General features: G+C 73.1%; 13 protein-coding genes. 9 read left to right on the top strand and 4 right to left on the bottom strand.

What is annotated here, in order from left to right:
• Positions 1–38 precede the first annotated feature (38 nt).
• The 5 genes from DSC45_RS24220 to DSC45_RS24200 are packed head-to-tail and all read left to right on the top strand — an operon-like array spanning position 39 to position 16196.
• Positions 39–6239 (top strand): SDR family NAD(P)-dependent oxidoreductase, encoded by a 6201-nt coding sequence (locus DSC45_RS24220; RefSeq protein ID WP_162929334.1) that lies wholly within the window; start codon positions 39–41, stop codon positions 6237–6239.
• Between the two features lie 21 nt (positions 6240–6260).
• On the top strand, positions 6261–13910 hold the full coding sequence (locus DSC45_RS24215) for a non-ribosomal peptide synthetase (protein WP_119294046.1): 7650 nt from the start codon (positions 6261–6263) through the stop codon (positions 13908–13910).
• Positions 13911–13933: 23 nt separating this feature from the next.
• Positions 13934–14824 carry an ACP S-malonyltransferase gene (fabD, locus tag DSC45_RS24210; RefSeq protein WP_119294045.1) on the top strand — a complete coding sequence of 297 codons (891 nt, stop codon included), beginning with the start codon at positions 13934–13936 and terminating at the stop codon, positions 14822–14824.
• Complete coding sequence (locus DSC45_RS24205; protein WP_119294044.1) at positions 14821–15678, top strand: 4'-phosphopantetheinyl transferase family protein; 858 nt, start codon at positions 14821–14823, stop codon at positions 15676–15678. Before fabD ends, DSC45_RS24205 begins: the two co-directional genes overlap by 4 nt.
• Positions 15675–16196: a flavin reductase family protein gene (locus DSC45_RS24200; protein WP_119294043.1), complete on the top strand. Its 522-nt coding sequence runs from the start codon at positions 15675–15677 to the stop codon at positions 16194–16196. The genes DSC45_RS24205 and DSC45_RS24200 overlap by 4 nt, the downstream gene beginning before the upstream one ends.
• Positions 16197–16550: 354 nt before the next feature.
• On the opposite strand, the gene DSC45_RS24195 is transcribed toward DSC45_RS24200, so the two are convergent.
• From DSC45_RS24195 to DSC45_RS24175, 4 genes are all read right to left on the bottom strand, one after another.
• The gene (locus DSC45_RS24195) at positions 16551–17546 is read right to left on the bottom strand and encodes an AfsR/SARP family transcriptional regulator (protein ID WP_119294042.1); all 996 of its coding nucleotides are present in this window, start codon (positions 17544–17546) and stop codon (positions 16551–16553) included.
• 279 nt (positions 17547–17825) lie between these two features.
• On the bottom strand, positions 17826–18557 hold the full coding sequence (locus tag DSC45_RS24185; protein WP_119294041.1) for a thioesterase II family protein: 732 nt from the start codon (positions 18555–18557) through the stop codon (positions 17826–17828).
• Between the two features lie 12 nt (positions 18558–18569).
• Positions 18570–19118 (bottom strand): LLM class flavin-dependent oxidoreductase, encoded by a 549-nt coding sequence (locus DSC45_RS36130; RefSeq protein ID WP_205571411.1) that lies wholly within the window; start codon positions 19116–19118, stop codon positions 18570–18572.
• Between the two features lie 176 nt (positions 19119–19294).
• Positions 19295–19582, bottom strand: a complete 288-nt coding sequence (locus tag DSC45_RS24175; RefSeq protein WP_119294040.1) for a phosphopantetheine-binding protein — start codon at positions 19580–19582, stop codon at positions 19295–19297.
• A 461-nt stretch (positions 19583–20043) separates the two neighbouring features.
• Between DSC45_RS24175 and DSC45_RS24170 the strand changes: the two genes are divergently transcribed.
• The 4 genes from DSC45_RS24170 to DSC45_RS24155 all read left to right on the top strand — a co-directional run bounded on the left by DSC45_RS24170 (position 20044) and on the right by DSC45_RS24155 (position 24501).
• Entirely contained in the window at positions 20044–21000 is a 957-nt protein-coding gene (locus tag DSC45_RS24170; RefSeq protein WP_119294039.1) for an aromatase/cyclase, read from the top strand.
• A 65-nt stretch (positions 21001–21065) separates the two neighbouring features.
• Positions 21066–22793, top strand: a complete 1728-nt coding sequence (locus DSC45_RS24165; protein WP_240434815.1) for an acyl-CoA dehydrogenase family protein — start codon at positions 21066–21068, stop codon at positions 22791–22793.
• 48 nt (positions 22794–22841) lie between these two features.
• A complete protein-coding gene (locus tag DSC45_RS24160) occupies positions 22842–23648 on the top strand; it encodes a 4'-phosphopantetheinyl transferase family protein (protein ID WP_119294037.1) in 807 nt (268 codons plus the stop codon).
• Between the two features lie 151 nt (positions 23649–23799).
• Positions 23800–24501, top strand: a complete 702-nt coding sequence (locus DSC45_RS24155) for a response regulator transcription factor (protein ID WP_119294036.1) — start codon at positions 23800–23802, stop codon at positions 24499–24501.
• Position 24502: the final 1 nt, after the last annotated feature.

The following is a 24502-nucleotide window of genomic DNA, read 5'->3' as shown; positions in this document are numbered from 1 at the left end:
CGGCACGAGCCCCAGGACCGAAGGACGGCATGGACGGCATGGACGCGAAAGAGATCCTGACCCGAGTCAAGGACGGTGTGCTGGACGCCCCGTCCGCCGCAGCGCTGCTGCGGGCCCAGGCCGCCCCCGTGCCGGACCGGACCCCGTCCGCAGGCGTGGACGGTGCCACCGCCGCGGCCCTGCTGAGGGCGGCCGTCGCCGACACCGGCCCCGCGCAGCCCGCCCCGCCCGCGGGGGTGCCCGAGCCGGTCGCCGTCATCGGCTACAGCGCCCGGTTCCCCGGCGCCGACGACGCCGACGGCTTCTGGCAGCGGATCCTGGACGGGGACGACCTCGTCACCGAGGTGCCGGCCGAGCGGTGGCGCATCGAGGACCACTACGACGCCGATCCCGGGGCCGAGGGCAAGTCGGTCTCCAAATGGGGCGCGTTCGTGGACGGGGCCGACCGGTTCGACGCCGACTTCTTCCGGATGACCCCGCGCGAGGCCGAGCTCACCGACCCGCAGGCCAGGCTCTTCCTCCAGGAGGCGTGGCGCGCCCTCGAACACGCGGGCTCGCGCACCGGATCGCTCGCGGGAGCACGGGTCGGCGTGCACGCCGGAGTCATGTTGGGCGACTACCAGGACCTGATCGAGCGGGAGAGCGAGCATCGCCGGCTCGCGCAGGTCATGCAGGGCAACTCCCACTCGCTGCTCGCCGCACGCATCGCCTACCACCTCGACCTGACAGGGCCGGCCATCACCGTCGACACGGCGTGCTCGTCCTCCTTGGTCGCCCTCTACCAGGCCTGCCAGTCGCTGTGGCTCGGCGACGCCGACATGATGCTCGCCGGCGGAGTCACTCTCTACCTCACCGAACTGCCGCACGTCTTCATGAGCCGCGCCGGGATGCTCTCGCCCAGCGGACGCTGCCGCCCCTTCGACGCGTCGGCCGACGGCATCGTCCCCGGCGAGGGATGCGCCGTCGTCGTACTCAAGCTGCTGTCCAAAGCGGTGGCCGACAAGGACCCCGTACACGCGGTGATCCGTGCCGGAGGCCTCAACCAGGACGGCAGGACGAACGGGATCACCGCGCCCAGCGCCGCCTCGCAGGCCAGGCTCATCGGCACCACGCTCGACCGGTTCGGCCTCGACCCGCACGGAATCGACTACGTCGAATGCCACGGCACCGGCACCCCGTTGGGCGACCCCATCGAGATCACCGGGCTCAACGAGGTGTTCGGGCCCGCGGGTCGTCCGGCCGGCAGCGTGCCGATCGGCTCGGTCAAGGGCAACATCGGCCACACGTCGGCCGCGGCGGGCCTCGCCGGGCTGATCAAGGCCATCGGCGTCGTACGCACCGGTCAGGTGCCTCCCTCGCTGCACAGCACGGACGCCACCCTCAACCCGCAGATCCCCTTCGACGACGGCCCGTTCGCCGTGGCCACCGAGCGCGTGACGCTGCCCGCCACGGGACGGCCGCGGCGTGCCTCCGTCAGCTCGTTCGGTTTCAGCGGCACCAACGCGTATGTCGTGGTCGAGCAGCCCCCGCCCGTCCCTGCCACTGCGGCACCCGACAGGCCCGTACTGGTTCCGCTGTCCGGCCGCCGTCCCGGCGCGCTCGCCGACCGGGCGGCCGAACTCGCCGGCTGGCTGCGCTCGTCCGGCGGAGCGGACGCGGCGCTCGCCGACCTCGCGCACACCCTGTCGTGTGCGCGCGACCACCACCCGCACCGGACCGCCCTGCTCGTCGCCGACCGGGAGCAACTCCTCGACTCGCTGGACCGGCTGGCGGCGGGCGGGGACGACCCGCGGCGCGTCGACGCATCCGCCGCAGACGCGCGCGGCACCGGCTCCGACGCCCGGCGGGACGGTGCGGTGCTCCAGCACCGCGTGCTCGACCGGATCAGGGACGAGCCCACCAACCCCGGGCACCTGCGCGAGCTCGCCCGGCTCTACACCGCGGGCCACACCATCGACTTCGCCCGGCTGTGCCCGCCGGGCGGCCCCTGCCGCCGCATCTCCGTGCCGGGCTACGCCTTCGCACGCGACCGCCATTACGTGACGGAGCCGCCCGCCGTGAGCGGCGGCCAGGACACGCCCGCCTCGACCGGCGCCGGCGGGAGCCTCGACGACCTGATCCTGTACGCGCCCGGCTGGCAGGACGCCCCCTTGCCCGCAACGGCCCCCGACCCCGCCCGTGGACCACTGATCGTGCACGACGACGGACGGGGCGATCTGGCCGCTGCGCTGGGCGGTACCGGATTCGACCGGATCGACACGGTGCGTGCGACGGACCCTGACGCCGTCACCCTCGTGGTGCGTCTCGCGTCGGACCCGGATGCCGAGGCAGCGGCGTTCGCAGCTCTGCGCACGGCGCTTTCCGCCTTTCGCACCCAGCGGCTGACCGTGCTCGTCGTCACCGCGGACGCCCTGCGGGCCGATGCGGCGCGGGCCCTCGTGCAGACGCTGCGCCAGGAGAACCCGCGCCTGGACGGACGCGCCCTGCTCGTCAACGACGACGGAGCCGCGGCCGCACCGTACGTCAAGGCCGAACTCGCGGTGCCCCAGGCCGAGTCGGGGCATCTCGCGGACGTGCGCGGCGGGCGCCGCATCCGTCGTGTGCTGCGCGCCGCCGCCCTGCCCGAGCAGTCCTTCGTGCCACGGCACGGCGGTGTGTACCTGGTCACCGGCGGGATGGGCGGTGTGGGGCGGGTGCTGGCTCGCCGGCTCGCCGCGCGCCGGGGCATCCGGGTCGTGGTGTGCGGGCGTACCCCGTGGGACGAGCTGGATCCGGATCTGCGTCCGCCGGCGGACGGGGCCGGGGGTATCCGCTACGTGTGCGCCGACGTCACCGCGCCGGACGGGGCCGCCGGCCTGGTCGCCGGGATCCTCGCCCACGAGGGCGCGCTGCACGGTGTGTTCCACGCGGCGGGTGTGGTCCGTGACGCGTACCTGCTGCGCAAGACGGACCAGGACGTGGCCGCGGTGCTCGCGCCCAAGACGGTCGGTGCCGCCGCGCTCGACGAGGCGACGGCACGACTGCCGCTGGACGTCTTCGCCCTCTTCTCCTCGGTCGCAGCAGTCAGCGGCAACCTCGGCCAGGCCGACTACTCCTACGCCAACGGCGCTCTGGACGCCCTGGCCGAGCACCGCGCGGGACTGGTCGCGGCGGGGGAGCGGCACGGCCGCACCGTGTCGGTGCAGTGGCCGCTGTGGGACGTGCCGGGCATGACGATCCCCGCGCCGGTGCGCGAGGTCGTCGAGGAGCGTGTCGGTATGGTTCCGCTCCCCGCCGAGCAGGGGCTCGACGCCCTGGAACGGCTGCTCGGGCCCGGGGGGCCGGGAGTCGTGTCGGTCTTTCACGGACGGGCGGACGCCTGGCACGACCACCTCACCGAACTGAACCTGTTGCCGGACCGGGAGAGTGCGGCGCCGGCCGTGGCGGATCCCGCGGATGTCGCGTCCGCTGTCGTCCCGTCGCCCACTGAGCCGGCGACCGTAGCGCCGGCAAGTGTCGCCACGTCGGGCGGCGTTGAGCCGGACGGTCTGCTGGAACTGGTCTGCCGGACCGTCGCCGACACGCTCGGGCACGACCCGTCGGCGATCGGACCGCGCACCTCCCTGGAGGCGCTCGGCCTGGACTCGGTGATGATCCGCACGCTGGCGTCGAAGCTGAGTGCTCAGGTGGCCCCCATCGGCCCGGAGATGCTCTTCGGACTGCGCGATCTGACAGAACTGGCGGGCCACCTCGACCGGTTGGCCCCGCACCGAGCACCGGTCGCAGCAGCGCCCGGCCCGGTTGGCGTGTCCGCTCCTGAGCCGGTTGTCTCGTCCGCTCCTGAGCCGGCTGCCATGGCCGTCGAGCCGCCCGTACGTGACTCGGCAGCCGACCGCGGCACCGGGAGCGCCGGGAGCGCACGGGCATCGGAGAGCCGCGCAGACTGCGAGACCCGCGAGAAGCCCGACAACTCCGAGCAGGAGCTCCCCGTGGACCTGCCCGAAGACCTCCGTGACGCCGTCGCCGTGGTCGGGCTCGCCGGGCGCTACCCGGGAGCGGACGACCCCGAAGCGTTCTGGGAGAACCTGCTCGTCGGCAAGGACACCGTCGGCGACCTGCCCACCGACCGGTGGAGCGACGCCGGGGGCGTACGCGCCAGGGGGCACTTCCTCGACCGGGTGGACGCCTTCGACCCCGCCTTCTTCGGTCTGTCCTCGAGGGAGGCCGCCTTCACCGATCCCCAGGAGCGGCTGTTCCTCGAGGTTGCCTGGGAGGCGCTGGAGGACGCCGGACTGACCGGTGTCCGGCTCGAGGCACTGACCGCCGCCGACGGTGAACCGCGCAGCGTCGGCGTCTTCGCGGGCATCACGTCCGCCGACTATCCGCTGCTGGGCGCCGAGCGCTGGGCGGCAGGACAACGGGACATGCCCTCCGGCCACTACTGGTCGCTGCCGAACCGGCTGTCGTATCTCCTGGATCTGCGTGGTCCGAGCCAGCCGGTCGACACCGCCTGCTCGTCCTCACTCGTCGCCCTGCATCAGGCAGTTGAGGCACTGCGCCGCGGTGAGTGTGCGGCCGCACTCGTCGGCGGAGTCAACCTCTATCTGCACCCGTCCCGGTTCCGCATGCTGCGGCAGTCCGGGTTCCTCGCCGAGGACGGCCTGTGCCGCAGCTTCGGCGCGGGCGGTGCCGGGTTCGGGCCCGGTGAGGCGGCGGGGGCCGTCGTCGTCAAACCGTTGGCCCGCGCCGTCGCCGACGGCGACACCGTGCATGCCGTGATCCGCGGCACCGCCGTCGCCCACGGAGGCCGTACCAACGGCTTCACCGCGCCCAGTCCATGGGCCCAGGCCCGGGTGATGCGCCAGGCCCTCGAACGCTCCGGCGTGGATCCGGCCACCGTGAACGTGATCGAGGCCCACGGCACCGGCACGGACCTCGGCGACCCCGTCGAGCTGGCCGGTCTCCAGGAGTCGTACGGCCGAGGCGATGCGGCGGCGACGGCCTGCTCGCTCGGCTCGGTCAAGTCCGCCGTCGGCCACGGGGAGTCGGCCGCGGGCATCACCGCCCTCACCAAGGTGCTGCTGCAGCTGCGGCACGGCACTCTTGCGCCCACTCGGCACGCCGAACCCGTCAACCCCGGCCTTGATATCGCCGGCACCCGCTTCGCTCTGCAGCACGAGGCCGCGTCCTGGCCGCGGTTGAGCGACGCCGCCGGCCGTGAACTGCCGCGCCGTGCGGGCGTCAGCTCGTTCGGTGCGGGCGGAGTCAACGCCCACGTCGTCCTCGAGGAGTATCCGGCGCCGGCCTCCGGCGTCCGTGTCCCGCGACCGCAGGAACGAGCGCAGCTCGTCGTCCTGTCCGCGCCCACCGCCGCCCACCTGGCCGCCACCGCCGCTCGTCTGGCCCATTGGCTGCCCGACGCGGGCACTTCGCTCGCCGATGTGGCCCGCACCCTGCGCGAGGGACGCGCGGTGTACGAGCACCGCCTCGCCGTGGTCGCCGACTCCACCGCCCAACTCGCCACGGAACTGGCCCGGTTCGCGCAGGAGGGCACCGACTCCGTCGTGCTGCGCGCCGGCATCGCGTCCGCGGTCCGTACCCAGGCCCCGGAGACCGACGAGCTGGTGTCCGCGCTGTGGTGGGCGGACCGCCTGGACCGGCTGGCCGATATGTGGGTGACCGGCTGGGACATCGCCTGGACGGAACTCGACCCCGTGGCCGGGCGCATCGTGCCCGTACCGCCGTCGGCGTTCCTCAGGAGCCGGTACTGGCTCGGCGGCCAGGACACCCACACCGGCCAGGACACCCACACCGGTCAGGACACCCACACCGGTCAGGACACCGACATCGGTCAGGACACCCGGATCGATCACGACGCCGGCAGCGAGCCGGTAGCGGCCCCGGCCGCCCCCGTGGCGGGTGAACCCCGGCCCAGCGCACCGACCGCCGTCGTGGACACCACGGCGCCCGGGGCCGAGGGCCGCCGCGACCACCTGCCGTCGAGCCCCGGCGAGCCCCCGGCCGATCCCCGTCTCGCCCACATCGTCACGTTCGTCGCCGAACTGGCCGCCGGGCCCGGTGCGGAGGGGCCCGTCGAAACCGACAGGACCCTCGTCGAACTCGGCGTGGATTCCATCGGCGCGATGAACCTGCGCTTCGAGATCACCGAGCGGTTCGGCGAGACGCTGCCGCTCCAGCTGCTCAGTGAGTTCACCGTCGACGAACTCGTCGCCCACCTGTCCGCCCTGCAGAGCCAGTAGAGGGAACCGGAGACCCCAGTCATGCCGCAGACCGACCCCACCGCCCGGTTCGAACCGTTCCCTCTCACGGAGGTCCAGGAGTCCTTCTACGTGGGCCGCACGCTCGGTGGCGGCACCGGTCCCGGGACCCAGATCCACCTGGAGTTCGAGGCCGACGACTTCGACGCCGACCGTGCGCAGGCCGCCTGGAACGACGTCATCGCGGCCACCGACATGCTGCGGGCCCACGTCCTGCCCGACGCGCGTCAGGTGGTCCGGGAGGAGGTGCCCGTCCACCGGTTCGTCCGGGCCGACCTGACCGCTTGCACGCCCGCCGAACAGGACGCGGAGCTCGCCCGGCTGCGCCGCGAGGCACTGGCCGGATTCGACCCGCACCGCTGGCCGCTCTTCGCGATCCGCGTCGCCCACCTGCCACAGGGCCGTGCCCGGGTGCTGTTCACCGTGGACGAACTGATCGCCGACGGCCCGAGCGTGTCCCTGCTGCTTCAGCAGTGGTACGAGCGGTACGCCCACGGGACCGCCGTCCCCGAGCTCGCTCTGACCTTCCGCGCGTACTGCGCCGCGGGCACGGGCGCCGAGGTGCCCGCGGCCTCCCTGGCGTACTGGCGCGACCAGCTCAGGGACGTCGACCTCGAACGGCCGCTGCCGCTCGGGGACGGCGCCGCGGCCGGGCCGGAACACCGCAGGCTCGCGCTGCGCCTCGAGCCCGACCGCTGGGAGCGGGTGAAGGCCGCGGCCACACAGGCCAAGGCCACACCGACCGCCCTGCTGCTCGCCCTGTGCACGGCCGCCGTGCAGGGCGACGACGCCGCATCGGCACCGCTGCCCGTCGTTCTCACCACGTACAACCGGCATCGCGTGCACCCCGACGTGCCGCGCGTCGTCGGCCCTTTCATCTCCACGTCCGTCTTCGTCGCACCGCCCGCGACGGGGACGTCGGGCGAGCGGCTCGCCCTGGTGCGCGCCCGGCTGTGGAACGACCTGGAGCACGCGGCGGTCAGCGGGGTGCGGGCGCTGCGCGAGCGGGCGCGTGACGAGCCGGGACGACGCGGCCTCGCGGTCCCGATGGTCTTCACCAGCCTCCTCGGCAGCCTGAGCGCCCTGACCGGCGACCCGGACAACTGGGCCGCCCGCGTGGACCTGGAGGCGTCCGCCACGCTCACCCCCGGTGTCCAGCTGGAGAGCTGCGTACAGGAACGCGACGGGGCGCTCCTGGTCTCGTGGGACTTCGCACCGAACGCCGTGGACGAGGCCGGCACCGAGCGCGCCTTCGACGCACTGCGCTCGGCGCTCGAGGGGATCGCACAGGAGGGGACGGCCGCCTTCGCGCTGCCCGCCGCTCTCACCCGGACCCGTACGCACCCTGCCCCTGCCGACGACGCTGCCGCTGCCGACGAGGCGACCGGGGCCCAGGACGGCGATGCCGGCAGTCCTCTCCCGCTCACCGATGTCCAGTCGGCCTATCTCGTCGGCCGGATCGGTGCCCTGGGCGGAGACGCGCAGACACGCGTGTACCAGGAGTTCCTGCTCGAACGGCACGACATCGACGTGCTCGAGCGGGCCTGGAACAGGCTGGTCGCGCACCACCCCATGATGCGGGCCGCCGTCCACGAGGACGGCACGCTCACCGTCGCCCCCACCGCCTCCCCGTATCGCATCGCCCGCCACGACCTGAGCGCGGCCGCCGATCCGGGCGCCGCGCTCGCGGACGTGGCCGCGCGACTGCGCGACACCATGTTCCCGCTGGGCAGCAGCCCGATGTACGCCATCGAGGCCAGCACACTGCCCGACGGAACGGCCGTGCTGCACGTGGTTCTCGACGCGCTGCTCGCCGACGCCCGCAGCTTCGCGCTCCTGTTCAGCCAGCTCTTCGCTCTGCACGACGGCGACGAGAACGTCCTGAGCACACCGGCCGATCCGACCGCCCACCTGCGTTCACTGCCCGAACTGCGGCGCACCGAGGCAGGGGGGCGGGCGCGCGCCGCCTGGCGCGAGAAGTTCGCCGCGATGCCGTCCGGGCCCGGCCTTCCCGAACCCGCACCCGATGCACCGCGCGCCCACCGCAGGGCGCCCCTCGGATCGTGGAGCGCCCTCGCGGAGCGGGCCGCGGCCATCGGCGTCCCGGCCGACCTCGTTCTGTTCACCGCGTACGTCGACGAGTTGCGGGCCGAGCACGGGGCCGATGGCCCGTTCACCGTCACCGTCGTCTCCTGGGACCGCCCCCGCGGCCTCCCGCACGCGGACGCGATGGTCGCCGACTTCACCCAGCTCGCGTGGGTCGTTGTCGACGACACCCTGCCGGACGGCTTCGCCGAGCGTGCCCGGGAGTTGTTCAACCGGGTCCGCGCGGATCTCGAGCGGGCCGAACTGGTCCCGGGGCTCGCCGAGTTGCGCACCCGGGTGTTCCGCTCGGGCGGCGCGCTGCGGCTGCCGGTCGTGTTCACCCGCGTCCCGGAGATCGACCCCGCCCTGCACCCGGACGGCGTGCAGCTGCGCGACAGCCAGTCGCAGACCGCCCAGGTGGCACTCGACCACGTGCCGCTGCTCGTCGGCGACGAACTGGTCGGTCAGTGGGACGCAGCCGACGGCTCGGTCGAACCGGACCGCCTGGACGCGATGTTCGAGCGGTACGCGCGCCGGGTGCGGGAGTTCATCGCGCAGGACGAGGAGCCCGCGTGGAGTGCCACGCCGGCCCCGGGCCTTGCGCTGTCGGGCTCCGCAGGCCCCACGGACACACCCGGCGGCGACGGGCCCGGCACGCTCGTCGAGCTGGTCGAGGCCGCGTTCACCGGTCGTGCCGGCCGTGCCGCCGTCCACCACGCCGGGCAGACCCTCACCTACGGTGAACTCGACCGCGACTCCGCCCGATTGGCCCGTCACCTGCACGCTCTCGGGGTACGCCCCGGTGACCACGTCGCCGTCCACATGGACCGTTCCGAGCGTCTGGTCTCGACGCTCCTCGGCATCGTGCGGGCCGGCGCCGTCTACGTGCCCGTCGACCCGGCCAATCCGCCGGATCGCGTGCGCTACCTCCTCCAGGACAGCGGCGCCCGAGTGGTGGTCGCCGACGAGGCGCTCGCCGCTGTACCCACCGAAGCCGGCGCGGTCGTCGTCTGCCCGGACCGCGAGGCGGACCGGGCCGCACTGCACGCGCTGCCCGGCACGCCGCCGGCCGTGTCGGTAAGCCCCGAAGACCCGGTCTACACGATCTACACCTCCGGTACGACCGGCCGCCCCAAGGGCTGCCGCAACACCCAACAGGGCATCGCCAACCGGCTGTTGTGGATGCAGGACCGCTTCCCGCTCACTCCGGACGACCGGGTCGCGCAGAAGACGCCGTACGGGTTCGACGTCTCGGTGTGGGAGTTCTTCTGGCCGCTCCTGGCGGGCGCGTCCATCGTGGTCGCCAGGCCGGGTGGCCACGTCGACCCGGGCTATCTCGCGGGGCTGCTCCGCGACGAGAAGGTGACCGTCACCCACTTCGTGCCGTCCATGCTCGGCATGTTCCTGCGCCACTCCGGCGCCCCGGAGTGCACCGCACTGCGCAGGGTGTTCGTCAGCGGCGAGGCACTCCCCGTCGCCACGATGCGGCAGTTCTTCGAGGTGCTCGGTTCACCGGGCTCCGCCGACGGCGGCCCCGAGCTGCACAACCTCTACGGGCCGACGGAGGCCGCCGTCGACGTCACGCACTGGGCCTGCCGGCCCGACTGGGACGAACCGACCGTGCCGATCGGAAGGCCCGTCGCGCACACCCGCATCCACGTGGTGGACGACCGGCTGCGCCCGGTGCCCCCCGGCACCCCCGGGGAGATCCTCATCGGCGGCCGGCAGGTCGCGCTCGGCTACCACGGGCGGCCGGAACTGACCGCGCAGAGGTTCGTCGACTCCCCCTTCCCCGACCTCGACCCCTCGCCGCGTCTCTACCGCACCGGGGACCTCGGGATGGTGGCCGAGGACGGAGAGATCCGCTGCCTCGGCCGGATCGACGATCAGTTCAAGCTGCGCGGGCTGCGCATCGAGCCCGAGGAGATCGAACAAGCCCTCGCCGATGTAGCCGGCGTCGCCGAGGCGCGGGTGCTTCCGGTCCACGACGAGGCATCGGGCGAACAGACCCTGGCTGCCGTCTGCGTGGCCCGCGCCGAGGACGGTGCACCCCCGGTGGGGGAGATCCGCCGCGCCCTCGGCGACACGCTGCCCGCCTACCTGATACCGAGCCGCTTCCGCTTCGTGGAGGACCTTCCGTTGACGAGGAACGGCAAACTGGACCGCTCCGGCGCCGCACAGCTCTTCGGCGCGGCACCCGCATCCGTGCCGGTGGACGCACCCGGCAGCAGCGAGCCGGCACCCACCGCGGCGTCCGCGCCCGCACCGGTGTCGGACACCGCACCGGACGCATCCCCCGCCATCGACGCCGAGAAGGTCGCCCGGCGCGCCGCGGAGATCCTCGGGATCGGTCAAGTCGACCTGGAAGCCGACCTGTTCGACCTGGGCGCGACCTCGTTCACCATGATCCGCCTGGCCCAGGAGATCGAGGCGGCAGCAGGGGCACCCGTCCCCGTCGACGTCCTCATCCAGAGCCCCACCGCACGCTCCATCGCGCGGAGCGTCGCCCCGCAGGCCGCGCCGGAGGCGACCGCGCCCGAGGTGACCACCACCGGCGGCCCCGACGTCCGGATCGCCCTCGACCCGGCGGCCAAGGCAGCCTTCAAGGAGGCCCGGGTCGCCGAGCGGGTACTGCCCCCGACGCTGCCCCGCGTCCCCGTCCCGCCGGCCGCCCCCGACGACCCGCTCGCCCTCTTCGACGCCGCCTCGTTCCGCGAGTTCACCGACGCCGGCCTGCCCGCCGACGACCTCCTGGGCCTCCTCGCCACCGTCACCTGGGGCGAGCTCGACGGCCGCGCCAAACGGCGCTACCCGTCCGGCGGCGGCTTCTACCCGGTGCAGACCTATGTGTACGTCGCACCCGGCGCCGTACAGGGCCTCGCCGCGGGCCTGTACTACCTGCACCCGGCCGAGCGCGCCCTGATCGCTCTGGCACCCGAGGCCAGATACGGCACCGACCTGCACGTCCACCACAACCGTGACCTGGTGGCGGGCTCCGGTTTCGGCGTGTTCCTGGTCTCCACCCCGGCCGCCATCGCTCCCGCGTACGGGGAACGCAACGCCACCCGCTTCTCCACCGTCGAGGCCGGGCACATGGCGCAGTTGCTGCTGACCGGAGCCCCCGGGCGGGGGCTCGGGATGTGCGCGGTCGGCGAGATGGACTTCGACGCCGTACGCGGTGACTTCGGCATCCTGGACGACCAGGAGCTGCTGCTGTCCCTGTGGGGCGGAGCCCTCACCGACGAGACCCGCGCCAGGCGCGCCGCGCTCGTCCCCGCGCCGGCGCCTGCTTCCGCCGCCGCCTCTGCCCCGGCCGCTCCGGCCGCCACGTCCGCTCCGGCCGCTACGCCCGCCCCCACGGCGCCCGCCGCCCGGCAGGACGACCAGGCTGTCGCCGTCATCGGCTTCGCCGCCGAACTGCCAGGAGCCCGCACCCTCGACGAACTCGACGACCTCATCACCCGCTCCGCCACGGCCACCGGCCCCACACCGGCCCACCGTTGGGCGCCCCTGGACTCCCATGCCCGGCGGGCCGGCGCGGCGGTCGGCGGCTACCTCGACGACGTACTCGCCGTGGAAGCCGAGGAGTTCGGCATCTCCGAGGCCGAGGGCGTTGCCATCGACCCGCAGGAGCGCCTCCTGCTGTCCGTCGCCCGCCGCTGCTTCGAGGACGCCGCGCTCACCACGGACCGGGTCGAGGGCCGGGTCGGAGTCTTCGTCGGATCCATGTGGCAGGACCACGCGCTGTACGGCGTGGCCGCCCGCGCGGGCCGGCGGGCCGAGGACGGCACCCACGCCACCCGTGGCGGTCTCGCCCACCGCACCTCGCACGCCTTCGGACTCACCGGCCCCAGCCTGCTGATCGACAGCGGCTGCGTGTCCGGCCTCGCAGCGGTCGAGGCCGCCTACCGGGCCGTCGCCGAAGGACGCTGCGAGAGCGCACTCGCGGCCGGATCCAACCTGGTTCTCCACCCCGACCACCTCGACGTCCTGTCCGAGATGGGCCTCATCGCCGAGGACGGCGACTCCTGCGCCTTCACCGACCGGGCCAGCGGCTGGCTGGTCGGCGAAGGCGTGGGTGCCGTCCTGCTCAAACCGCTGGCGCGGGCACTCGCCGACGGGGACCCGGTACACGCCGTGCTGCGGGGCGGTGCGCTCCAGCATTCCGGTACCACCCGGCAGTTCGGCGTCCCGGACCCCGAGCGGCAGGAAGCCGTCATGCGCGCCGCGCTCGACGACGCCGGGCTCCGGCCGGCCGACATCGGCTACGTCGAGGCCGCCGCGGCCGGAGCCGCACTGGCCGACGTCCTCGAATTCTCGGCGCTCGGCCGGCTGTTCGGCGACGGCGGCGACGGCGGTGGTGCGGCTGCCCCGGTTCCGGTCGGTACGGTCAAACCGCACACCGGACACCTGGAAGCGGCCTCCGTATTCGCTCAACTCGGCAAGGTCGTCACCCAGTTCCGTCACAGCGAGGTGTACCGGACGCTGCTCACCTCGGCGGTGAACCCGGGACTCGCCCGCGCCGGAGGAGGCCCGGTCGCGTTGGCCCGCGAAGGCACCGACCGCTGGCGCACCGCCGACGGTGCGCCCCGCCGCGCCCTGGTCAATGGCTTCGCGGGCGGCGGATCGTACGGCAGCCTCGTCGTGGAGGAGCCGCCCGCCGCGCAGCCCGGACCTGACGACCGGGGAACCTGGGCGCTGCCCCTGTCCGCCGATACGCAGGAGAACCTCGCCGCGTTCGCCGACAGCCTCGCCGACGCCTGGGCGCGGGATCCGTCCCTGGGCGCCGGGCGGGTCGCCCGAACACTGCGGGAGGGGCGTGCGGATCGGCCGGTCCGCGCAGGTCTGGTCACCGATGCCGCCGGGGCGGTCACTGCCTTGCGCACCTTGGCCCGGCGCGTGCGCCGACAAGGCGGTGGCGTCGTCGTCGCGTCCGCGGACAGCCCGCGTCGGGAGACGGACACGCTGACGCGGTGGGCGTCCGGGGAGCAGGTCGACTGGCCCCGGAGTACCGCAGCCAGGGCCGCACTCCCGGCCACCCCCCTGACCCGCGTGCGCTATCCGCTTCCGACCGGACCGGCCCCATCGGCCCCGGCCGCCGACAGCCTCTCGGCCCGACTCGGCGCCGTCTGGGGAATCGGCCTCGCGGCCCAGCCACCCACCCAGCCCTCCACCCCGGCGCCCACCCCGGCGCCCACCCCGGCGCCCACCCCGGCGCCCACCCCGGCGCCCACCCCGGCGCCCACCCCGGCGCCCACCCCGGCGCCCGCCTCGGTCGGCGGCCCGGCTCTCGGCCCGGACGGCGACGGCGAGCACGCAGCAACCCAGGAGGTGGCTCCCTTCGACCGGTTGTCCGGGATCGTCGCAGTCGAACTGGGCGCCGACGCCCGGCAGTTGCGCGCCGCACAGAACCTGTTCGAGCTCGGGGCCACCAGCAGGCAGCTGCTGCGTCTGACCGCCCGGATAGCTGCCGACGGTGGCCGCGAACTCCCGCTCGAGGTGCTGTTCAGCGCAGCCGACCTCGGTGAACTCGCCGACCACGCCTTTCCCGTACCCGTGACCGTCTGAGCCGATGGAAGGAAGTGACCACCATGACGCGGATCTTCATGTTCCCCGGCCAGGGCGCGCAGAGCGTCGGCATGGGCCGGGAGCTGTTCGACCGCTTCCCCGCAGCGGAGCAGGAGGCTTCCGATGTGCTCGGATACAGCCTGCGCAGCCTGTGCCTCGAGGACCCCGAGGGCCGGCTCGGCAACACCCTCTACACCCAGCCCGCCCTGTTCGTCGTCAACGCCCTGGCCCACCGGGCCCATCTGGAGGACGGCGGCGAGCGCGCGGACCTCGCCCTCGGGCACAGCCTCGGTGAGTACAACGCCCTGCACGCGGCGGGCGCGTTCGGGTTCGATGCCGGGCTGCGCCTCGTCGCCGCACGGGCCGCGGCGATGGCCGGGGCCACGGGGGGCGGCATGAGCGCCGTCATCGGCATGCCCGAGAGCCGTCTGCGCTTCCTGCTGCTGCGCGCCGGCTTCGGCTCCCTCGACCTGGCCAACCTCAACACCCCCGGTCAGATCGCACTCGCGGGACCGGTCGAGGACCTGGCCGAGGCGGGCCCGATCCTGGAGGACGCGGGCGCCCGGATGGTGCGGCGTCTCGACGTCAGCGGGCCCTTCCACTCGCGTTACATGACACCGGCGGCCGACAGCCTGGAGCGCGTTGTCCGGGCGACCGTCTTCGCTCCCCTCACCTGCCCGGTACTCGCCAACGCCACCGCCCGCCCCTACGAGCAGCACCGCATCGCCGAGACGCTGCTCCAGCAGATCCACCAGCCGGTCCGCTGGTACGAAACCGTCGAGGCGATCCTCAGCGGGCTCTACGGCCCCGAACCCGAGTTCACCGAGATCGGCCCCGGCCGGGTGCTCACCGGCATGCTGCGGCACATCCGGCGCGAGCGGGAGACGGCACTGACCGGGGCAGGTACCCGATGACCGGTGTGCGGCCCGACCACGGCCAGGACACCGTGGGGATCTGGTTCTGCCCCAACGACGGTCTCAGTGAGGCGACCAGCACCCTTCTGGCGGGGCACTGGCTGGACGAGTACGAGCGGGAGACAGCGGACCGGTTCCTGTTCGAGCGTGACCGGCGCCAGTACCTCGTCGCCCACAGCCTGGTGCGGCGCGTGCTGTCCCTGGAGACCGGCATCCCGGAGGCGGAGGCCACGATCTGGCGCTCGACGCGCGGTCGCCCCTTCCTCCAGCAGCCGCCCGACAGCCTGCCGGGCGGCGGGCACGACCTGGACTTCAACCTTTCGCACGCGCACGGCTTCAACGTCGTCGCCGTCGTCCGCGACCGCCGTGTCGGTGTCGACATCGAGCGCAGCGACCGGGGAGGCGACGGCGGCCTGGAGTCGATCGTGGAGTCCTTCGCCGCCGAGGAACGCTCGTACCTGGCCTCCCTGGCCGAGGGCGCCACACGCGACCGGGCCACCCTGCGGCTGTGGACGCTGAAGGAGGCGTATGCCAAGGCCCGCGGACTCGGACTCGGCCTGCCCTTCGACTCGTTCGCCTTCGAACTCGACGACGAACAGGGGGTGCGCGGGTTTCGGCCCCCGGCCGGAGACAGCGCGGACCGCTGGGCGTTCGCCGAACTGACGCCGCGCCGCCAGGCGCTGGTGTCCCTCGCCGTGGAGCGCGGCGCGGACGGCTCCGTGCCGCGGCGGCTCGAGGTGCATGACGGCTTCCCCTGGGGCCGGGCCGCACCGCGCGTGCTGCCGCTTCCCGCACCGCATCGCGAACTGCGTCCGCTGGTGAACGCCGGGTCGCGGACCGAGGAGTACGCATGACGGCTGTTCAGGAACAGACGCGTCCCGTGGTGTCCGCGCAGGATTTCCGGGACGCCATGGCTCAACTGGCCGCGCCGGTCAGCATCGTCACCACCCTCGCCCCGGACGGGCGGCGGCGCGGCTTCACGGCCAGCTCGGTGACCTCCGTATCGCTGGAGCCACCGCTGATCATGGTCGGGATCGCGCTGACCTCCAGTTGCCACGCGACGCTGACCACCAGCGAGGAGTTCGTGGTCAACGTCCTCGGAGAGGAACACCGGTCCGTCGCACGGCGCTTCGCCACGCAGGACGTCGACCGGTTCACCGGCGGCGGCTTCGCGGCATGGCAGGGCACCGGCACGCCCTACCTTCCGGACGCCGCGCTCCTGATCCGGTGCCGCACCGAGCGGATCATCCGCGCCGGTGACCACGACCTGGTGTTCGGGACACCGCGGGAGATCTGCTCAGGCCCCGGAGCGGCCGGCGCCCTGCTGTGGTTCCGGCGCGGCTTTCACACCGCGCGCGAGCACGACGGGTGAACGGCCGGCGCCGGCCCGCAGTACTCGGACCCGGAGCCTGCACGCCTGACAAGTTCGGCACCGACGCCGTCGCATACCGGCGGAGTGACCCGGCCCCTGCACGCCCGAAGACGTGGAGGCCGACAGGTGCGGGCGGCCGGTGTGTGCGCCCGAGGCCCGGACCGGGGTCGACCACCTCCGGTCCGGGCCTCGTTGCGCTGAGTTGCGTGCCCGCCCGTCGCCCACTCGCCATGGCAGCGCTCCGGATGCCGTCCGCGCGGGCACGTGACGTCGGACTGCCTCATCGGCGGTCTCGGACCGGATACGCCTCGGGTGGGCCGGCGCCGCCCGGGTGTGGGGCTCGCAGACAGGCGCTCACTGTCCGGCAGCCGGGTGGGCGACGAGTTGATTGAACCGGCGCATCAACTCCTGCTGTTCCAGGGAGATCCGCTCGATGCGATGCCGTAGCCGGGAGAGCTCGCCGTTCAGGCCGAGTACCGTCGCATCCGTCCCGGTGCCCCCGCTCGCGCCGCCCGGGCGGGACGGCAGCGGCATCTGGAGGACCGGGGCCACATGGTCGTCGGATCCCGGCGCCGCGAGGCCCGGGTCGTGCTGGAGGATCGCGTCCATCCGGCGGCGCAGCACGGGTCCGGGCTCGACCCCCAGTTCGTGCACCAGGCGTTTGCGGGCACGGTCGTAGACGCTCAGTGCCTCCGCCTGGCGGCCGCATCGGTAGAGCGCCACCATCAGCAGGTCGTAGAACCGCTCCCGCATCGGATGATCCGTGGTCAGCTCCTCCAGCTGGCCGATGATCTCGTCGTGCCGGGACGCACGCAGATACGCGTCGTACAGCGTCTCCAGAACGGTCAGCCGATTCTCCTCCAACTGCGCCGCCTCGGCCGCGCAGATGTCGCCGCGCACACTGCCCTCGAGCGCGGGTCCGCGCCACAACGCCAGCGCGCTGCGCAGCAGTTCGGCCGCGCGCTGCGGGTCGGCGGTGGCGGCCCTGCCCTGTGCGGCCAGCTCGTTGAACCGGTCGGCGTCGGTGGTGCATGTCGTGTTCCGGCCCAGACGCAGCACATAGCCGAGCGATCGGGTCACGATCCACTCGTGGTGCTGCTCGCCCGACCCCGGTTCCGGCTGGGGCAGGAGTCGGCGCAGTCGGGCCACATGGGCCTGCAGTGCGTTGGTGGCGTTGGCGGGCGGGTGTTCGCCCCACAGTTCGTCGATCAGCCGGTGGACGGACACGACCTGTCCCGACTTCACCACGAGTGCACCCAGCAAGGCGCGTTGTTTGGCGCCCGTCGGAAGGATCCTCAGGCCGGTTCGCTCGTCCTGGATCTCCACGGGACCGAGAATGCGGAACTGCATCTCTCCCTCGTTTCTTCCTCGCGCGCGACGTGTCACGCGGCACGCGTCACTCGAACCGGTCCGGGGCGGTGAACCCCAGGGGGAACGTGGGCTCATTCGTCTGGACGAGGCCGGCGACCGCTTCGCCGATCCCCGTGGAGTGCTTGAAGCCGTGATTGCTGCATCCGCCCGCGGCCATCGTCCGAACGCCGCGCGGGGCGGGCCGACACCGGGCGCTCGCCCGCGGGACACTCGGCCCTGCGACGGCGATGGAGACGACGGCGTCCGTGCGGGGCCGGGTCACGCGCGGCTCACCGCCGCGGACAGGGCGGCGTTCGCGTCCCGGGCGACCATGTCGAGCAGCCGGCGCGGATCGCTCTGGAAGTAGAAGTGTCCGCCCTCGGACAACCGCAGCCCCTGGAAGCGCTCGGTGTGCTGCTCCCATGCGGCCAGTCGTTCGACGGGCACGACGACGTCCCCCACGCCGCCGTACACGGCGACCGGCACGGTCAGTGCGGGTGTGCCCGGCAGCGGGCGCCAACTCTCCACGAGTTTCAGGTCGTTACGGATCGCCGGGGCGAACATCTCCCAGAGGTCCGCATCCTGCAGCACCTCGACGGGGGTGCCGCCCATCGCGGCGAGGTGGAGCCGCAGTTCGTCGTCGGGCAGGGCGTGACGGCGGGTGTCCTCGCCCCGCGGACGCGGCGCGCCGCGCGCCGACAGGCCCAGCCACACGGGCTGTTGACGCCCCTCGGCAGCCAGACGCTGGGTCATCTCGTAGGCGACGAGCGCGCCCATGCTGTGCCCGAAGAAGGCGAACGGGCCGGTCATGTCGGCGGCCAGCTCGCGCAGAAAGAAGCCGGCCAGCTCACGGGCGTCGTCGATCGGTGGCTGACCGGTCAGCCGGCCGCGGCCGGGCGCGTCCATGAGCCGGACGTCCCAGTGCGCGGGCAACCGGTCCGGCCAGTCGCGGTACAACAGATGAGATCCGCCCGCGTGATGGAAGACGAACAGGCGCAGAGACTGCTGCATGGCGAACCCCTCTCAGGCGGCCGCGGCGACGACGTCACCGGCGAGGACAGGGGCGCAGACGGGGGGGACGTCGGCGGCGGACAGCTCCATGGCGCGCGTGGTGCGCCGGCGTGGCTGATGAGCCGGGGTGAGTCGCGGGCTCGGACGGACGCCCGAGTCGTGCCGGCCGCGGATCGCGGCGGCCCCTGCGCCTACGCCGTCCGGAGCGCCGACCGGCATCGTGTGGTCGTCCGGCGTTTGGTCGCAGGCGGCGTCGAGGCGGCCGTGCGAGAGGTCGTCGAGGGGTGCGGGAGGCGCGGCGATCGACACGGGACGGGCGGATGACTCGACGCCCGCGCCGGACACCTGGCGTAGCCGGCGGGTGCGCCCCGATGCTGCGGCCGGGAACACGACCGGGTCGGGTACGGAGCCGCCGGGGGCGGAGCCGGACGGCTCGCGGGGCTGGACGTGTTCGAAGTCCAGCGCCTCGGCAGGCTCGACCGGACGCGGACTCTCGTCGTCGTGGATGCTCGCACTCTTCTCCGGAGCGACTACCGGGAAGAAGTTCACGCCGAATTTCATGGGGGCTCCGTCTGGTGGTCCGATTTCCGGCTTACGGGAGAGCACGAACAGCTCTTCGGGTACCGGACCATAGACGGATCGGGAAGATCACGCAGTGGACGCGACTGCCTCTCGAGGGGTTGTGGGAGCAGCCTCGAGGGCCTCGAGCCCGCAACCACCCACGGGCGCCGCCTCCTTCAGGCGGCGGGGGCGTTGTCGGCGGGGTGCGAAACCAGCTCCCACCAGTGGTTGAGCGTGGGCTTCGCCATCAGCTCGGGAAAACCCACCTCGATCCCGCGCTGGTGCCACGCGGCTATCAGCTGAAGGGTGTTGATCGAATCCAGTCCGTAATTGATCAGATCCTCTTCGTCGTCCGGCAGTTCCGACGGCTCCAACTGCATGGCGCGGGCAGTCATCTGACGCAGCATCTGCCGGGTCAACGGGTCCGCTTCCGTCGGCACATCATGCTCTGCACGGGTATCCATGGAAGGGAAAGTAATAGCGCACAGGATTTCGCGGAAGGCGATGTCGAGTGCCCGACGGAATGGGTCAGGGCCCCGTCAGCGGCGTGTCAGAAACAGCCGGAGAAGAATCCCGCAAAAGCCCGCGAACACCTCGTGAAGAGCCCGCGAACGGTCCTGTAAACCGTGGAGAGCCGCGGGGGAGACGCGCGTGAAGGCCCGCGAGGGGAACTCTCACAGCGTCATGATGCCCGACGCACCCGTCGCCCGCGAGGCGCCCATGGGCCGTGCCATTGCGGTCAAGTGCGCCTCCGGCGGCCTTCGAGGCGGTCACGACAGGGTCGAGACCACCATGGGTTGCCATGGGCGCAGAAGCGCCGTGCCGTCACCGACACCACCGGAGGTCCGACGTCCGCGGCGCCCCGAAAATCCTGACCGCTCGGCCCACGGGGCCGCTTCCTGATCAGGAAAGTGAGGAACTGGACATGTCCTCCGAGCGAGTGCACCGCACGACGCACGAGGAGACGGTGGCCGCGCCCGTGGGTGTGGTCTACGGTCTGGTCTCCGACGCTGTCAGGGGTCCGCTGTACTTCCCGCCCAGTGTGCATGTGGAGCCGCTGGAGTCCGACGGCGTGTACGAGCGGCTGCGCATGTGGGCCACCGTCAACGGCCAGGTCGAGTCGTGGACGTCGCGCCGGACTCTGGACCCGCAGACCTGGCGCGTCGAGTTCCGCCATGAGCTGCCTGCCACCCCTGTCCAGTCCATGGGCGGCAGCTGGATCATGGAGCCGGCCGGAGCCGGCCGGACGCGACTGGCGCTGCTGCACGACTTCACCGTCGCCGACGACGACGTGGACCGGGCGGCATGGGTCCGGCGGGGCATCGACACCAACAGCCGCGCCGAGCTGGCCAGTCTGCGCAGGCTCGCCGAGTGCTGGCCCCGCTTCGACGAGCTGGTGCTGTCGTTCGAGCAGTCGGTCCGGGTCCACGGCCCGGCCGAACTGGCCTACGACTTCCTCTACCGGATCGGCGACTGGCCCGAGTCGGTGCCGCACGTCACCCGGGTCGACTTCACCGAGGACGCGCCGGGCGTCCAGATCATGTCGACGCAGACCCGTACCGCCGACGGCTCCTCGCACACGACCGAATCCGTCCGGGTCTGCTTCCCGCACGCCGGACGCATCGTCCACAAGCAGACGGCGACGCCGCGTCTGGTGTCGGCGCACAGCGGCGCATGGGACGTCGTACCCGACGAGACGGGCGCCACGGTCATCGCCCAGCACACAGTCGTGCTGAACGAGGAGCACATCACCGAGGAGCTCGGCGAGGACGCGGACACGGCAACGGCCCGCCGGTACGTCAGGGACGCCCTGGGCCGCACCAGCACCGCGATGCTCGACCTCGCCAAGGAACATGCCGAGAGCGCGGTCACCGTCCTGTGACCGGGACAGTGACGCCACGGGTACCCGCTGCCGCCGGGGCGGTGCCGCACGCTCCGGCCGGGCGAGTGGCCGACACCGCACCGCTCGACGGGGCCCGGCGCGCCGCCAGGACCGAGCGCCTCCTCGGCGACCCCGCCGACCCGCGCAACCCGCACGGCTATCGCGCCCTGCTCGACGCCGACGACCGGCGCCGGATTCCGGAGGCCACCGAGAAGCTGCTCACCGACACCGGCCTGGCCGCCGAGTTCGTCCCCCGCGAGCTCGGCGGCAGGCTCGCCCGCCCCGACGTGCTCGCGCGCGTCCTGCGGCCGCTGTTCCGGCGCGACGTGGGACTCGGCTTCGGCTACGGGGTGACGTCCCTGTTCGCCGCGTCGGCCGTGTGGGCGGCCGGCGACGACGCGCAACGCGCCCGTACCGCCCGGACGTTGCTCGACGCCGGCGGCGGTGGCGTCGCGATCCTGCACCACGAGTTCGCCCACGCGAACGCTCATATGCGGGACGGGTTCACCGCGCGCTCCACTCCCGGCGGCGGCTTCGTGCTCGGCGGGCGCAAGGACGTCGTCGTCAACGCCGACCGTGCGCGCGCGTTCGTCATGTACGCCCGTACGGCGGCATCCGACGGCCCGGAGAGCCACTCGGTACTGCTGCTCGACGGCGAGCGGCTTCCACCGGGCGGCATGCGCCGGCTGCAGCGGATCCCCACCGCCGGGATGTGGGGCAGCCGCTTCTCCGGAGTGGAGTTCACCGACTGCCAGGTGCCCGCCGACACGTTGGTCGGAGAAGTCGGTGAGGGCGTGTCCCTCGCACTGCGCACCTTCATGGTCAACCGGTGTCTGATTCCCGGCACCGTGGTCGCCGGCGCGGACAGTGCGCTGCGGCTCGCGGTACGGGCCGCCACCACGGGCCGTACCGCCGGACAGCCGGCCCGCCGTCACGAGAGGGTGCTCGCCGGTGTCTTCGCGGACCTGCTGGCCTGCGACAGCATGGCCGTCACCGGGCTGCGTGCGCTGAGCCTGCTGCCCGACAGCGCCCATCTGATGGCCGCGGCAGCCAAGTTGACCGTGCCGGACCTGCTGCGCGAGAACCTGGAGGAACTGGCCACCGTCCTCGGGTACCACGGTTACGACCGGAGCCCGCTCTACGGCGGCTTCCAGAAACTCGTCCGCGACCTGCCCCTCGCCGGACTGGGACACACCGGCAGCGCGGCCTGCCAGGCGGTGCTGATACCCCGGCTGCGCACGCTCGCCAGGACGTCGTGGCTGCGCACCGAGGAACCCACCGCACGGCTCTTCCAATTGTCCGCACCCGTACCGGCGCTCGACTACCGCAGACTGTCCCTGTCGGGCACCGACGACGCGCTGACCGCGGCCCTGGTCGGCGCCTGCGAGCGCCTCGCGCCGCTGCGGTCGGCCGGCCCGGTCTGGTCGGCACTGGCCGGCCTCGCCGACACCTTCGTCCAGGAGTTGCGCGCCCTGCGCGAACAGTGCGCCGCGTTCCCGGACTCCGTGCACGCCACGCTCACCGACTCGCGCGCCTGCGCACTCGCCGACCGGTACGCCCTGATGCTCGCTGCGGCCGCGTGCCTGGGCGTGTGGGAAGGCCAGGACGGCATGGACACCTTCCTGGGGCAGCCGGCCTGGGTGCTGCTCGCCCTGTCCCGGATCGGCCGCAGGATCGGCCTGCCGGTGCCCGAACTGCCCGACGGTGTCGCGGAGTCCGTCCTGTCGGAAGTGCTGCTGCGCTTTCGTGAGGGCCGCAGTTTCGACGTGTACGACGAGCGGATCTCGGGCTGAGGGCCGCCCCGGTACCGGCAGGTCCCGGACTCAGGAGAAGGAGAATCTATGGAACAGCCGGGGACCGGGGAGCCCATCCACGTCCGGCCCACCGGACCGTGGCGCCGGGTGCAGGAGCAACTGACGGCCCACGGCAACGCGGTGGTGTACGCGACCTGGGGCGAGTGGCTGCCGACGGCGCTCACCCACCCCCGGCTGCGCCGGCTGCTCGGCAGGGACTGGGCGCGCTACCGCCGGACGGCCGACCCCACGGTCCGCTACCGCTTCGTCGCCGCGCGCCTGCTGCTCAAGTACACGGCGGCGGCCGTGCTGCGGACCGACGCGGAGTCGCTCGACCTCTCCTACCGGCTGGGCGGACGCCCGTACTTGCGCGGCTTCGACCAGATCGACATGAGTCTCACCCACACCGGCGATCTGATGGCTGTCGGGCTCAGCAGGGAGGGCCGGATCGGGGTCGACGCCGAGCCCGCCGACCGCCGGATACGTTTCAATCTGCTGCGGACCCAGATGTGCACGCCGACCGAGGCGGCGGAGCTGGCACCGCTGGCGGAGCGTGAACAGGCCGCCGAGATGCTGCGTCTGTGGACGCTCAAGGAGTCCTACACCAAGGCACTCGGGCAGGGCATGCGCCTGGACTTCACGGAGTTCGGATTCGAGCTGGGCACCGGCCGCCTCCTGACACCCGACGGCACCCCCGCCTCACGCGGCGAATGGACCTTCGCCACGCACCGGGTACTCGGCCGCTACCTCCTCAGCGCCGCCTGCCGTGACGAGGGGCTCGACTCGGCGCACGACACGTCGGTGTCCACCATGCTCGACCCGCGCTTCGCGGCGGTCATGGCGGATCCCGTGTGACCCACCCCGGCCCCCCGGGGAACGGCTGTGGATCCGGAAGCGCTAGCCCGGCCCTTGAGGCCCGGTGGAGGGACCACGGCAGTCTGCCCTGCGCCGGATAGCGTGCTTGACGTCCACGAGTGCGTGACACAAGTGCGTAAGGGGGCGCGTCATGCCGGAAGCGGCGATCAGCTTCGCACCGTCCGCCAAGCTGCGGGTGCTGCCCGGCGGCGCCGCGGCGTCCACGCCAGGCGGGGTACGGATCTTCCTGGTGGGGGCCGATGCCCTCGCACGTGCGGGGGTGGTGTCACTGCTCGGCAGCCATGACGACATCACGTTGATCGGCGACGAGGACCCGGGCCCCCGCGCCGTGGCGGCGCTGCGCACGCACCGCCCCGACGTGCTCGTCCTGCACGGCCTGCGGGACGCACGTGAGGTCGCGGCGCTCCTGGAGGACGTCGACCCGCAGCTGCCCGTGCTCACCGTGGGGGGCTGTGAACCCGACGCCCGCACCGCGCCCGCCCTGCACGGCCACCTGCCCGCCACCACGACCGCGCGGCAGCTCGCCGCCGCCGTGGCGCTGGCCGCGGCCGGCTACGCCCTTACCCGCAGTCCGCTGCCGGCCGTGCCCGGCCCGCCCGCCCGCCCGCGGGCCACCACCCGCGTGTCCGACGTGCGGCCGGACGCGCTGACAGGCCGTGAGGGGCAGGTCCTCGACCTGGTGGCGCGCGGGCTGTCCAACACGGAGATAGCGGGTTCGCTGACGCTGTCCGAGCACACCGTCAAGACCCACGTGCAGAACCTGCTGCACAAACTCCACCTGCGCAACCGCGTCCAGGTGGCGATCTACGCCTTCGAGACCGGCCTGCGCTGAC

It is taken from the genome of Streptomyces sp. YIM 130001 (assembly GCF_003574445.1).
In the GTDB taxonomy this organism is placed as follows: Bacteria; Actinomycetota; Actinomycetes; order Streptomycetales; family Streptomycetaceae; genus Streptomyces.
This window is presented reverse-complemented; position numbering and strand designations above follow the sequence as displayed.

Excerpts from the sequence above, each read along its gene's own strand:
- DSC45_RS24220 (WP_162929334.1), top strand. The coding sequence starts at position 39 with ATGGACGCGAAAGAGATCCTGACCCGAGTCAAGGACGGTGTGCTGGAC.
- DSC45_RS24215 (WP_119294046.1), top strand. The coding sequence starts at position 6,261 with ATGCCGCAGACCGACCCCACCGCCCGGTTCGAACCGTTCCCTCTCACG.
- fabD (WP_119294045.1), top strand. The coding sequence starts at position 13,934 with ATGACGCGGATCTTCATGTTCCCCGGCCAGGGCGCGCAGAGCGTCGGC.
- DSC45_RS24205 (WP_119294044.1), top strand. The coding sequence starts at position 14,821 with ATGACCGGTGTGCGGCCCGACCACGGCCAGGACACCGTGGGGATCTGG.
- DSC45_RS24200 (WP_119294043.1), top strand. The coding sequence starts at position 15,675 with ATGACGGCTGTTCAGGAACAGACGCGTCCCGTGGTGTCCGCGCAGGAT.
- DSC45_RS24195 (WP_119294042.1), bottom strand. The coding sequence starts at position 17,546 with ATGCAGTTCCGCATTCTCGGTCCCGTGGAGATCCAGGACGAGCGAACC.
- DSC45_RS24185 (WP_119294041.1), bottom strand. The coding sequence starts at position 18,557 with ATGCAGCAGTCTCTGCGCCTGTTCGTCTTCCATCACGCGGGCGGATCT.
- DSC45_RS36130 (WP_205571411.1), bottom strand. The coding sequence starts at position 19,118 with ATGAAATTCGGCGTGAACTTCTTCCCGGTAGTCGCTCCGGAGAAGAGT.
- DSC45_RS24175 (WP_119294040.1), bottom strand. The coding sequence starts at position 19,582 with ATGGATACCCGTGCAGAGCATGATGTGCCGACGGAAGCGGACCCGTTG.
- DSC45_RS24170 (WP_119294039.1), top strand. The coding sequence starts at position 20,044 with ATGTCCTCCGAGCGAGTGCACCGCACGACGCACGAGGAGACGGTGGCC.
- DSC45_RS24160 (WP_119294037.1), top strand. The coding sequence starts at position 22,842 with ATGGAACAGCCGGGGACCGGGGAGCCCATCCACGTCCGGCCCACCGGA.
- DSC45_RS24155 (WP_119294036.1), top strand. The coding sequence starts at position 23,800 with ATGCCGGAAGCGGCGATCAGCTTCGCACCGTCCGCCAAGCTGCGGGTG.